11 protein-coding genes and 1 pseudogene are annotated in these 11,745 nt (G+C 64.2%); 6 read left to right on the forward strand and 6 right to left on the reverse strand.

Annotated features, from left to right (window positions below; all coding sequences use genetic code 11):
• Positions 1-218: 218 nt before the first annotated feature.
• From GL300_RS17665 to GL300_RS17685, 6 genes and pseudogenes are all read right to left on the reverse strand, one after another.
• Positions 219-1,153: pseudogene (locus tag GL300_RS17665) on the reverse strand (transposase).
• A complete protein-coding gene (locus tag GL300_RS26785; protein WP_343043105.1) occupies positions 1,044-1,295 on the reverse strand; it encodes a transposase in 252 nt (83 codons plus the stop codon). Before GL300_RS26785 ends, GL300_RS17665 begins: the two are co-directional and overlap by 110 nt.
• Positions 1,296-1,874: 579 nt before the next feature.
• Complete coding sequence (locus tag GL300_RS17670; RefSeq protein ID WP_155040981.1) at positions 1,875-2,351, reverse strand: DUF411 domain-containing protein; 477 nt, start codon at positions 2,349-2,351, stop codon at positions 1,875-1,877.
• Between the two features lie 33 nt (positions 2,352-2,384).
• The gene (locus GL300_RS17675) at positions 2,385-3,821 is read right to left on the reverse strand and encodes a multicopper oxidase family protein (protein ID WP_155040982.1); all 1,437 of its coding nucleotides are present in this window, start codon (positions 3,819-3,821) and stop codon (positions 2,385-2,387) included.
• 72 nt (positions 3,822-3,893) lie between these two features.
• Entirely contained in the window at positions 3,894-4,358 is a 465-nt protein-coding gene (locus tag GL300_RS17680) for a hypothetical protein (RefSeq protein ID WP_170297708.1), read from the reverse strand.
• 73 nt (positions 4,359-4,431) lie between these two features.
• Complete coding sequence (locus tag GL300_RS17685) at positions 4,432-5,097, reverse strand: TerC family protein (protein ID WP_155040984.1); 666 nt, start codon at positions 5,095-5,097, stop codon at positions 4,432-4,434.
• 430 nt (positions 5,098-5,527) lie between these two features.
• Between GL300_RS17685 and GL300_RS17690 the strand changes: the two genes are divergently transcribed.
• The 6 genes from GL300_RS17690 (at position 5,528) to GL300_RS17715 (ending at position 11,575) form a co-directional block, all read left to right on the forward strand.
• Complete coding sequence (locus GL300_RS17690) at positions 5,528-6,295, forward strand: DUF2092 domain-containing protein (protein ID WP_155040985.1); 768 nt, start codon at positions 5,528-5,530, stop codon at positions 6,293-6,295.
• On the forward strand, positions 6,292-6,879 hold the full coding sequence (locus GL300_RS17695) for a hypothetical protein (protein WP_155040986.1): 588 nt from the start codon (positions 6,292-6,294) through the stop codon (positions 6,877-6,879). Before GL300_RS17690 ends, GL300_RS17695 begins: the two co-directional genes overlap by 4 nt.
• Positions 6,880-7,030: 151 nt before the next feature.
• Positions 7,031-7,705 (forward strand): response regulator, encoded by a 675-nt coding sequence (locus tag GL300_RS17700; protein WP_155040987.1) that lies wholly within the window; start codon positions 7,031-7,033, stop codon positions 7,703-7,705.
• Positions 7,692-9,098 (forward strand): sensor histidine kinase, encoded by a 1,407-nt coding sequence (locus tag GL300_RS17705; RefSeq protein ID WP_170297709.1) that lies wholly within the window; start codon positions 7,692-7,694, stop codon positions 9,096-9,098. Before GL300_RS17700 ends, GL300_RS17705 begins: the two co-directional genes overlap by 14 nt.
• Before the next feature lie 85 nt (positions 9,099-9,183).
• A complete protein-coding gene (locus tag GL300_RS17710) occupies positions 9,184-10,176 on the forward strand; it encodes a Bug family tripartite tricarboxylate transporter substrate binding protein (protein ID WP_155040988.1) in 993 nt (330 codons plus the stop codon).
• A gap of 91 nt (positions 10,177-10,267) precedes the next feature.
• The gene (locus GL300_RS17715; RefSeq protein ID WP_155040989.1) at positions 10,268-11,575 is read left to right on the forward strand and encodes a CitMHS family transporter; all 1,308 of its coding nucleotides are present in this window, start codon (positions 10,268-10,270) and stop codon (positions 11,573-11,575) included.
• Positions 11,576-11,745: the final 170 nt, after the last annotated feature.

The raw sequence follows: 11,745 nt of genomic DNA on the forward strand, positions 1-11,745 counted from the left end.
GGCGATGCGGTATCTGATCGGACTCGGCCCATCGCGATGCGAGTGCCGCCGCAGGGCTTTCTGCTGAAAGAAGGTTGGACGTGGTCTACCGGCGCTGACTGGATCGTTTCCGAAAGCATGGCGCAGGAACGCCGACCTCCAGCGAGGTCTGAGGCAGTTCAGGAGGCCACAGCAAGCAGCTTGACGTTTTGATTGTCAGCGGGCGAGGCCTTCAAGGCTCATTTAGCGCCGCGCGACAGCCCATTCGTCATTGGTCTTGAGCATCGGTGCTCCGACGATGCGGACGACGGCGTCGTCATGCGGGAAATCCCGATGACATCGGCCCGGCGCTTGATCTCGCGGTTCATCCTTTCGAGCGGGTTCGTCGACGCGATCTGGGTCCAATGCTCGCGTGGAAAGCACGTGTAGGCGAGGACATCGTCGCGCGAGGCATCCATGAGAACGCCGAGCGTGGGCTGTTTTTCGCGAAGCACCTGGGTCGCGACAGCGCACTACTCCTCGGCTACCTCCTTGGTGTCCTGAGCGAAGATCGTCTTCAGCATTCCCGCCACCGTGCTGTGCTGCTTGGTGGGGACATGGGCCAGCGCGTTTCGCATCCAATGCACGCGGCAGTCCGAAGGGGCTTGTGGCCGTCTGCGATCACCAGCTTCACGCCACGCAGCCCACGGTCGGCCAAAGACCGCGGGAACTCGGTCCAGAACCTCGGCCTCCGAGGGTCCGGTGGCCACGCCCAGAACTTCGCGCTTGCATCCTCGTTGAACGCCACGGCCACTATGACGGCGCGGCTGTTGATACGACCCCTGCGCGCACCTTCAGATAGGTGGCATCGAGCCAGAGGTTGGGCCATGCGCCCCTCCAATGAGTGGTTCAGGAAGATATTCACTCGGTCGTCGATCTCGCCGCAGAGCCGGCTGATCTGGCACTTGCTCATCCCGCCTGTACCCATGGCTTTCACCAGGTCGTCAACCGAACGCGTGGAAATTCCCCCCACATAGGCTTTCTGGATCACGGTCACGAGGGCCTTCTCGGACGTGCGAGGGGGCTCAAAAAAAGCTGGGCAGATAGCTGCACTTGCGCAGCTTCGGAATCTCCAGCTTGATACGCCCGGCCCGGGTGTCCCGGTCACGCTCGCGATATCCATTGCGCTGAACATCCCGCAGGGTCGTGCGCTCGCCTTTGGCCGCACAGGTTCGCAGTTCTACCTCGGCCTTCATGATACGCTCGGCCGCATAGGCCGGAATTTCGCGCAGCATTTCGCCGTCAGCCTGCTTTTCAATGAGTTCAAGCAGCACCACTTTTTATCGGTCATCGTCATCGCAACCCAAACCTACTTCGAAGATCGACGATGGCCGCCACCGTCGCGCCCGGTCGCGCTGCGTTGCGCCGGGGCTCCGCGCACGGCCTCCTATACCATCACGCGGGACACGGCCGTGCCGGCTACAGACGGGATTGTATTGCCCTGCAGGTCGCCCAAAGGATCCGCCGTCGATCCGCACACGATCCAACACCCGGGCTGTGTCTTGTTCAAAAATTGGAAAAGGATCGGGGAAAGCTACGGCTGAACCAAGGCTTCCTGCGGGATGGTCTGGATCAGCTTCGCTACCTCGAGCGGGTCCTATGTCAGGAAATCTCACCCGATTGCCAAAGTTGTCGGCGATACGAAAACCAGAATACCCGCGCAAGAACCCCGGCGACGCTCAGAACTAGCGGGGTGAAAACAGGGCCGTGGCAGAGGCCATCATTGCCGACGCCTTCCCGGCCTGATCGCATTACATCGCCACGCGGCGAGGGCCTTTCCTCGCCGCATAGGTTGGGCCGTTTAGTCAGCTGGAAGTCTTTGCCAGTCCTCCAGCAACGCCAACCCGCAACCGAAGTCAGGTCGCGTCGTAATGGCTGAAGACCGTCGTGCTGCCGTCCCTCTGGATGAGGAAAACGTCATAGGCCTCACGCTCGGATTCCGGTCCCATGCCCGGCGATCCCACCGGCATGCCGGGTACGGCCAGACCGATGGCGTCGGGGCGCTCATCAAGCAGGCGGCGGATATCGGCGACGGGAACATGACCTTCCAGCAGATAGCCACCGACCCGCGCGGTGTGGCACGAGACCATTTCCTCGGGGACGCCACCTTCGGTCTTGAAGCGCATGAGGGCGGCTCCGGCGCTGAGTTCGGTCGTCACCCGGAACCCCGCGGCTTCGACGATCTCGATCCAGGCGGAGCAGCAGCCGCAATTGGGGTCCTTCAGGACATGCATTTGCGGCCCGGTTTCCTGTGCTACGGCGGGCAGTGAGGTTGCAATCAGCGCCACCCCGGCGGCCAGCGCCGCCCTGCGCGAAAGCTTGATGCTGTTCATTTTCGTGTCCCTTCAATCATCATGTCAGAGTTGTCAGGCAGAGACCGCGAACTCGGTCATCATGCCGGTCGCCAGATGCGGCATGTGGTGGCAATGCAGCATCCAGCGGGCGGCCTCACCTGCATCCAGCGCAATATCGACCATCGACATCGGCGGCACATAGACCGTGTCGCGCCTTGCGCCCGAAACCCGGCGACCGTTCAGGCCGACGACCTGAAACACATGGCCGTGCAGGTGCATCGGGTGGCCCATCATCGACATGTTGTGGAATGTCAGGACCACCCGCTCGCCGGTCCGGGCGATGACGGGCTGATGGTCGCCCCATGTCGCGCCATTGATCGTCCACAGATAGGGCTGCATCGTGCCGCCCAGCATCAGCATCTGGCTGCGCGCGACGGGCCGGTCGGGCAGGGGGGCCATCGCGACAAGGCGCACCTCTTGTGCCATGTCGGTATCGAAGGCCGGGGCATCGGCCTGCGCAAGCGGCGCGATGCGGGCGACCTTGGCCCCCGGCGGGGCAAGGATCAGGCCGGTGCGCTCTTTCGCGCCCTCGCGCAGCGCAAGGATCGGCCACGCGCGGCCTTCACCCGGCAGGTCGATTTCCAGATCCAGCCGCTGGCCCATGGCAAGGCCGAAGCGCGTACCCGCAATCGGTTGAACCGGATGCCCGTCCACCGCGACCAGCCGCCCTTCGACCGCGCCGGTGTCGATCCAGAAAACCGTAGCGGCAGCGGCGTTGATGACCCGCAGCCGGATGCGACCTGCGCGTTCGACCTGTACCACTTCGGGGTCCGAGAGGGTCCGGTCATTGGCAAGATAGGCGTCCCAGTCATGATCGTTCAGGTCCATGGCCATGCCACCCATGGTGCCATGGTCCATGCTCTGCATCATGCCCATGCCCGTCATGTCATGCGCGGTCGAGGCACCATGCGCGGTTCCGCCGCTGATCTTAGCCAGAACCTCCTCGGGCGATTTGAAGGAAAAATCGTGCAGGAACATGATGACCTCCTGCCGGTCCGCGCGCAGGTCCTCGGGGCTGCGAACGATCAGCGGCGCGGCGAGGAGTTGCATCTCTTGCGTGGGGACATGACTGTGCATCCAGAATGTGCCCGGCATCGGCTGGAAGTCATAGGACCGCGTTTCTCCCGGTGACAGAAGCGGCATCGGCATGTCGGGCACGCCGTCCTGCGCATTGGGCGGGATCTGGCCGTGCCAATGGATGATCGTTGCCATGTCGAGATCGTTGGTCAGATCGACCCGGAAGCGTTGATCGGGATCAAGGACCAGCCCCTGACCGCCGGGACCGGCAAGGCCAAGGACCGAGGCCGCGCGTCCGTCGATGTCGAGTGTCCGGCGGGTTGCCCTCAACGCGAGGGGCGTTACCTGCGCAAAAGCGGCATGGGGCAGTTGGGCGGATGCCAAAGTGGCAGCGCCTGCGGCCAGAAAGCCGCGTCGGGTAAGCGAGTTCATGATCGTCTCCTCGGGATCGGAGTCCCGCGTTTCAGGTCCAATATGGCGCCGCGGGCAGTGGCCCGGACGCGATCAGAGGAGACGGGTTTGAGGGGGGCGTTCGTTCAGGCCCGGATTGTGGCCAAGGCCCATGCTGTCGACAGGTCGGACATGCGTGATGGTGAAGTGATCGACAAAGACATCGCCCTGCACCGGGACAATAAAGCAGATCAAAGCGGCGCAGGCGGCTGCGCAGCTGTCGGCATCGCCAGCGCTGCAACCGGATTTTTCCCCGCAAGCCGCATGGGTGCTGTCCGCCATGGCCGCGTGCCCGGCATGGGCTGAAACGACCGCATCCTCCAGCGTCGCACGTGCCGCATGCGCTGTCGCTGCCGTCGCGACGATGGCAAGGTACAGGGCAGCAAGAAGGGCGATGATGCGGCGGACCATGGGGCAAAAGTTATAAAGGCCAGCAGGTGTTGTCCATTCCTGCACATGTCGCAGCGCCGGTTCCACCTGAACAATCGCGTGAACGCCTGCGCCTAGGATGCGCCGCATATTGAGCCGTTCCCGGAGGTCGCGTGGACCATCCCGGAAACGGCGAGAAGGCGAAGGAAACCGTCCGCCTTGATCAGCCCATCGCAAGGGCGTGGCGGACATAGGGCGCGACCTCATGTGCGCCTTCCCAGATCATCTTGAGCGCGACATAGAAGATCACGGCAAGGCCGACATAGGCGATCCAGCGGTGGCGGTTCAGAAGGCGGGCGATGAAGCTGGCGGCCAGACCCATCATCGCGATGGACAGGACAAGCCCGACGACCAGAACCGTCAGATGCTCGCGCGCCGCGCCGGCAACCGCGAGGACGTTGTCGAGGCTCATCGAGACATCGGCGATGACGATCTGCGTCACCGCCTGCTTGAGCGTCTTTTGCTGCACTCCGCCCCCGACGGTGCCGTCGCCGTCAAGGTCATGATCCGCCAGCGCTTCCTCGGCCGCATGTTCCTCGGCGGCGCTGGTGCGCAGTTCGCGCCACATCTTCCAGCAGACCCAAAGCAGCAGGATGCCACCGGCCAGCAGCAGGCCGACGATCTGCAGCAGTTGCGTCGCCATGGCGGCAAAGATGATCCGCAGCACGGTCGCCGCGATGATGCCGATAAAGATGGCGCGGGGGCGCTGTTCCTTGGGCAGGCCAGCGGCGGCCAGGCCGATGACGATCGCGTTGTCGCCGGCCAGCACCAGGTCGATCCCGATGACGGCAAGAAGGGCGCTTAGTCCCTCTGGGGTGAATATTTCCATGATGATCGTTGGTCTTTCAGTTCAATCAGGTCGCAAACACGGGCGTCTGGATGAGTCGGGCCGGGCTCGCTCTGCCAGACGGAAAACATCTGTGGTGCCGGAATTCATCTGGTTTATCCATGGCTTGCCTTTGGCGTGCGGGAATCCGGCCGCGTCGTTCGATGGTTTAGGAACCTTGTAGTCCCGGATATCGGGGCTTGCCAGCGGGCAATCGGACGCGGCTTCCAAATCTGCTGACTGTGCCCGTTTGTCGCACATTCCCGCCGGAACAAGGCCGCCCTTGGCGCGTTTTGGCCGGACTATGGCGTGTGAACGGTGGGCTGGATGAAGACCTTCGTGACGTCGGCCCCTGTGATGGTTCGCCCCATAAGCCCTTCCTGCAGCGGGCCGCAGCCCTAACCTTAGGCCACAACCTAGAACCGAGGTAACCATGGGGAATAAGACCCATATCACAGCCCTTCTGCTGGCCGCGACCCTGTCGGGACCAGCATTTGCCGAAGACCCCATCGAACCCGCCGCGATCGAGGCGCTGCATGCCATGGGCGCGCATCTTGCCGGTCTTCAGACATTCGCGCTGACCTCGCAGACCGAGATGGAGGTGGTGCTGGACGACGATCAGAAGCTGCTGATCGGGGGCACCGTCCAGTATCAGGTCCAGCGACCCGATCACATGCGCATCGACCTCAAGACCGATGTCATCGACCGCCAGCTTTACTATGACGGCAAGACCGTCAGCTATGTCTCTCCGACCGAAGGCTATTACGCGCAGATCGAAAACGCGCCGCCGACGATCAAGGAGGTGCTGGACTACACCGCCGATACCTATTCGGTAAGCTTCCCGGCCGCGGACCTGTTTCAGTGGGGAACCAAGGACGAGCCGATCGACCAGATCAAGGAAGCCTTCAAGGTCGGCACCGCCACGATCAACGGTGCGCAAACCGACCATTGGGCCTTCCGCACCGATGATCAGGATTGGGAGGTCTGGCTGCGCACCGATGGCACATCGCTGCCCGCGCGGATCTCGGTCGTTGATCGTCAGGACGACGCGCGGCCCCGCTTTGTCGCCACCTATTCCTGGGATGAGCAGGCCAAGCCCGCCAGCGATATCTTCACCTATCAGCCGCCCGAAGGCGCCAAGCGGATCGATTTCCTTGAAACCGAGCTGGCCCCTGACGACGAAACGGAGCCGCAGCAATGAACGTCCTTCTGAACACGCGACGCGGAGTCGCGGCATTGGTCATGGTCAGCCTTGGCGCGGCGGCTTTTGCCCCTGCGGCCGAGGCACGGGGCAGCTTTCACGGCGGTCGCAGCGGCGGGATGCATATGGGCCATCCCGGCACTCACGTGGTGATCCGCCCGAAACACCCCGGCGCGCATCCGAGCACGGCGCATCACAAGCCACCGCCACATGCCGGGTCCCATGCGAAACCCCATCCGCCTGCGGGGCACAAGCCGCCGCCACCGCGTCATGACGCGCATCACCGGCCGCCACCGCCGCGCCATCACGATGACCATCACGATGACCACCACGATCACCACGACCATCATCACCCCCGCGGCCCTTACTGGCCCGGATACTGGCATGACAATGACAATGATGATGATATCCTGTGGGGCGCGGCCACTGCGCTTGCGATCGGCAGCATCATCCGCAGCACCCCGTCGGGCTGTTCCGATGTGCAGGTCGGAAACCACATGTACAAGCATTGCGGCAATACCTGGCTGCAGGCCGCCTATAGCGGACATCAACTTGTCTATGTCGCGGTCAGTGATCCGCGCTGACGGGCAGAGGCCTCGCCGGACATAGCGGTTCCAGGCGTCATTCGCGGTGAATGTCAGCCGTGCTGTACGTGAAGCCGTGCCGGATGCCACCCGCGTTGCAGGCTATCCTGATTTGCGGCATGTACCGTTGCCATGCCGCGAAAGGGACCCGATGCGCTGCCTGCTGATCGAAGACGATGCCGATCTGGCGACCTGGCTGGTGAAATCCCTGTCCGGCCGCGACATCTTTGCCGAATGGGAGGAAAGCGGCCTGATCGGCGTCCGGCGCGGATTGGCCGAGGATTACGATGCCATCATCCTCGATCTGGGCCTGCCCGACCTGAATGGGGCCGAGGTTCTGGCGCGCCTGCGCGCCGCCGGGGGCGCGGTCCCGATCCTTGTCGCCACCGCCCGCGACGATCTGTCCGAACGGGTGGCGCTGCTGCATGCCGGGGCCGACGACTTCCTGACCAAGCCCTTTGCGCTGGATGAGCTGGAAGCACGGCTGGTGGCGCTGGTGCGGCGCAGCCATGGGCGCGCGACCGGGAATTATGCCTGCGGGTCGCTAAGCTATGATCAGGCGACGCGCCAGTTCCGGCTGCGGGGCGATGCCCTGCCGCTCAGCCCTCGGGAACATGCGGTGCTGCGGCTGTTGATCATGCGGCATGGCGAGCCGCTGTCGAAAACCTATATCCTCGACCGGCTGATCGGCGAGGATGACAGCATGAATCCCGAAACCGTCGAGGTGATGATCTATCGCCTGCGCCGCAAGCTGGAAGGTTCGGACATGCGGATCGTGACCATGCGCGGCCTTGGCTATTTCCTTGAAGCCGATGCCGCGGACTAGGGTATCGCTGCGGGCCACCGTCGCCCTGTGGATGGTGCCGACGGTGCTGCTGTTCTTTGGCTCGTCCTGGTGGCTGACGCAGGTCAATGTCAGCCAGCTTGCCGACAGCGCCTATGACCGGACGCTGGACGGGGCGCTGCGCGCGATCGAGGCGAATATTTCTTTGCAAAGCGGCGGATTGGGGGTCGATCTGCCCTATGCGCTTTTCGCCAGCCTGCGCACGACCTCGAAGGGGACGGTCTATTTCCGCGTGACCTCGGCGGACGGGCTGGTGCAGATCGGCGATGCGGCCTTGCCGCAGCCCCCCGATCTGAAACCCAACGAGACACATTTCTTTGACGCGGAATATCTGGATCAGCGCGTGCGCATCGGGGCGCTGCGCACGACATTGCCCGCGCCGCTCTATGGCGCGGGGCAGGCGCAGGACGTAATCATCGAGGTGGCCGAGACGGCGGCCCCGCGCGAGGCTTCGCTGGAGCTCATCGCGAATGCGGCTTTCTGGCGCGACGTGGTGGTGACGGGTCTTGGCCTTGGGCTGATGATCCTTGGCTTTGGCGCGGCCCTGCGCCCGCTTGAACGGCTGCGCCAACGCTTTGACCGGCGCGATCCAAGCGACCTGTCCCTGCTGGACGAGGATCAGCTTCCCGTCGAGGTCCGCCCGCTTGTGCAAAGCTTTAACGCGCTGCTTTTGCGTCATGCGGCGTTGGCCGGGGCGCAGCGGCGGTTTCTGGACGATGCCTCGCATCAGTTGCGCACGCCGATCAGCGTCTTGCGGATGCAGCTTGACCATGCGTTGCAAACCGCCGACCCCGCCGATCGCGAGGAGACGCTGCGCGCGATGCGGGGCGTCATCGAACGCTCGGCCCGGACGACGGCCCAGATGCTGGCCCTGGCCCGCGCCGATGCCACGGCCATCGGGCAGGCGGGTGATCAGGTGGACCCGGCGCGCATCCTGTCCGAGGTCGCGCGTCTGCATCTGCAAGGGGCGCGGCGCAAGCGGCTGGTGCTGGATCTGGACCTGCCCGAGACGCCTCTGACCGTCCCCGCCCATGAAACCCTGATCTATGAGGCGCTGAGCAACCTTCTGGACAATGCCATCCGCCATTCGCCGATGGGCGGCACGATCCAGCTGTCCCTGACCGTGCAGGACGGCAGCATCCGTTTTGGCATCACGGATGAGGGGCCGGGGATGAGCGCCGAGGGGCTGGCCCGTCTGGGCGAAAGGTTCCGTTCCGACGGCGGGCATGGGTTGGGACTGGCACTGGTCCAATCCGTCGCCCGCGCACATGGCGGGCGCGTGATCGCACAGAACCGCGACGGGGCGGGGCTGGATGTGCAACTGGAAATATCACGGGCAAATGCGGATTTTACCGTTCCCGTGACGGATCTGTAAGCTGTTTGACAGCTTCAAGGCGCTATGACGCCTGCCGGAGGACGGGAATCGCAGGGTTCCCCAGGAAAATATAAGGGGTGGCTGGATGAAAAGGTGTTGGCTTGGCTTGGTCCTGCTGTTGGCAGCATTGCTGCCCGGCATGGTGCAGGCCCAGTCCGTAACCGCGTCCGCGCCCGAGGATCAGACCAGCTGCATCGCCCCGGCCCAGCCCGAAGGCGGCTTCGACCTGACCTGCCGCGTCATCACCGAGGCGCTGAAGGCGGCGGCAATCCTGCCCCGGCCCATGCAGCGCAGCTTTCTGCCCGGCGGGGTGGGCGCGGTCGCCTTCAACGCGATGACCGGCCCCCGCGCGGCCGAGGCTGGCACTCTCGTCGCCTTTTCCGAGGGCACGATCTACAACCTTGTCAGGGGCAGTTTCGGCGATCACGACATCGGCGATGTGCGCTGGCTGGCGCAGGTCGCGCAGGATTATGGCGCGATCGTCGTGCGGGCCGACGCGCCTTGGGCCGATCTGCCCGCGCTGCTGGCGACTGCGCGCGAGAACCCGCAATCCGTGGCCTTTGGCGGCGGCGGAACCATCGGCGGGCAGGACTGGATGCGCGCCGCGATGACCGCCGAACTCAGCGGCATCGACCGCCGCAAGCTGCGCTTCGTCGCCTTTGAGGGCGCGGGCAGCTGCACCGAGGCGCTGCTGGCCGGTTTCGTTCAGGCCTGCATGAATGACGTGGGCGACACCCGCACGGCGATGGATGCCGGCAAGCCTCTGCGCATCCTTGCGGCTTTCGCACCCCAGCGTCTGCCCGGTGCGCTGTCCGACATTCCGACCGCACGCGAACAGGGGCTTGCGCTGGATTGGCCGGTGATGCGCGGCGTCTATATGGGTGCGCAGGTCAGCGATCAGGACTTCGCCTTGTGGCAGGCCCGGCTGGAACGGGTCATGGCCAGTCCCGAATATGCGCAGATCCTGCGACGATATCACTTGCAACCTCAACCGCTGACCGGAGCCGCGCTGAGGGACGAGATCCTTGGCATGGCGCAGGATGCCCGAGACCGCCTTGCGCGGTTGGGCACCTCCTGACCGGCCGCGAAACCCCGTAAATCCGGGCGGTTTCCGCCGCCCCAACAAGACCCAAAACACCGTCCCCGCGACAGGTGAACAGAGAGACTGCATGCTTACATTCCTTGCCTATGCCATGATCATCGTGTTCATGGCCGCCATCATGACCGGGCGCGTCTCGGCACTGATCGGCCTGATCCTTGTTCCGATCATCTTTGCCGCGCTGGCGGGCTTTGGCCCGGAAATCCCCGACCTGATCATGGACGGGCTGCGCAAGATCGCCCCGACCGCGGTGCTTTTGCTGTTCGCGATCCTCTATTTCGGGCTGATGATCGATGTCGGCCTGTTCGATCCGCTGGTGCGTTTCGTGGTCAAGACCTGCCACGGCGACCCCCTGCGCGTCATCGTCGGGACTTGCGCGCTGTCGATGGTCATTTCGCTGGATGGCGACGGCTCGACCACCTATCTGCTGGTGGTGACGGCGATGATGCCGCTGCATCTGAAGCTGGGGATCAACCCGCTGATCCTGCCCGCCGTGACCGTCATGCCGAACGCGATCATCAACGTCGCCCCTTGGGGTGGGCCGACGGCACGGGTCATGTCCTCGTTGCATACCGATGTCAGCCAGACCTTCCTGCCGCTGGTTCCGGCCATCGTCATGTCCTGCGCCGCTGCCTTGGCGATTGCCGCCTATTTCGGCCTGCAGGAACGTCGCCGCCTGGGCACGCTGGATTACGCGCTGGTCGGCAAGGACGATATTGAGCGCCAGATGGCCGAGGCCAGCCGCGCCGTGGTCGAGCGCCCCGTCTGGCTGCAAGCCTTCAACGCCATCCTGACCGCCGGGATGATGACGCTGCTGGTCATGGATGTCGTGCCGCTGGCGCTGGTCTTCATGGTGGGCTTCGGCATCGCGATGCTGGTGAACTTCCCCAATGTGAACGAACAGCGCGACCGTATCGCCGCCCATGCGGGCTCGGTTCTGGCCGTCGTCGCCGTGGTCTTTGGCGCGGGTGCCTTTACCGGCATCATGATGGGCACCGGCATGACCGAGGCGCTGGCGCAAAGCGTCGTCGCCATGATCCCGGAAAGCGCGGGCAGCTATATTCCGCTGATTACCGCCGTGCTGTCTGCCCCCTTCACCTTCTTCCTGTCCAATGACGCCTTCTATTTCGGCGTGGTGCCGGTTCTGGCCGAGGCCGCCTCGCATTACGGCATCCCGCCCGAGGTGATCGCCCGCGCGTCCCTGATCGGCCAGCCGGTGCATATGCTGAGCCCGCTGGTTCCGGCAGCCTATGTACTGACCGGCCTCGCCAAGGTCGAATTCGGCGCGCATCAGCGCTTTACCCTGAAATGGTCGGTGCTTCTGGCCTGCGTCATGCTGGTCGGCGCGATCATCACCGGCGCATTGCCGCTGGGCTGAGCTCAAGGACGCGGGCGGCCCGGCGCCGCCCGCGTCCATGTTTACAACCTGCCGAACTTGCCCGCGTTGAGGTCGGCGATGGGCCTGCAGATAGCCATGAAAAAGCCACTGCGCGCTTGGCTTTCGGCACTGCGTGGACCTTATCAAATCCATTCGACAGCGGCAGGCTC

The organism is Paracoccus litorisediminis (genome assembly GCF_009711205.1).
GTDB classification, from domain to species: Bacteria; Pseudomonadota; Alphaproteobacteria; order Rhodobacterales; family Rhodobacteraceae; genus Paracoccus; species Paracoccus litorisediminis.

Coding starts and splice junctions, on each gene's coding strand:
- GL300_RS17670 (WP_155040981.1), bottom strand. CDS start 2,351: ATGAACAGCATCAAGCTTTCGCGCAGGGCGGCGCTGGCCGCCGGGGTG.
- GL300_RS17675 (WP_155040982.1), bottom strand. CDS start 3,821: ATGAACTCGCTTACCCGACGCGGCTTTCTGGCCGCAGGCGCTGCCACT.
- GL300_RS17680 (WP_170297708.1), bottom strand. CDS start 4,358: ATGCGGCGCATCCTAGGCGCAGGCGTTCACGCGATTGTTCAGGTGGAA.
- GL300_RS17685 (WP_155040984.1), bottom strand. CDS start 5,097: ATGGAAATATTCACCCCAGAGGGACTAAGCGCCCTTCTTGCCGTCATC.
- GL300_RS17690 (WP_155040985.1), top strand. CDS start 5,528: ATGGGGAATAAGACCCATATCACAGCCCTTCTGCTGGCCGCGACCCTG.
- GL300_RS17695 (WP_155040986.1), top strand. CDS start 6,292: ATGAACGTCCTTCTGAACACGCGACGCGGAGTCGCGGCATTGGTCATG.
- GL300_RS17700 (WP_155040987.1), top strand. CDS start 7,031: ATGCGCTGCCTGCTGATCGAAGACGATGCCGATCTGGCGACCTGGCTG.
- GL300_RS17705 (WP_170297709.1), top strand. CDS start 7,692: ATGCCGCGGACTAGGGTATCGCTGCGGGCCACCGTCGCCCTGTGGATG.
- GL300_RS17710 (WP_155040988.1), top strand. CDS start 9,184: ATGAAAAGGTGTTGGCTTGGCTTGGTCCTGCTGTTGGCAGCATTGCTG.
- GL300_RS17715 (WP_155040989.1), top strand. CDS start 10,268: ATGCTTACATTCCTTGCCTATGCCATGATCATCGTGTTCATGGCCGCC.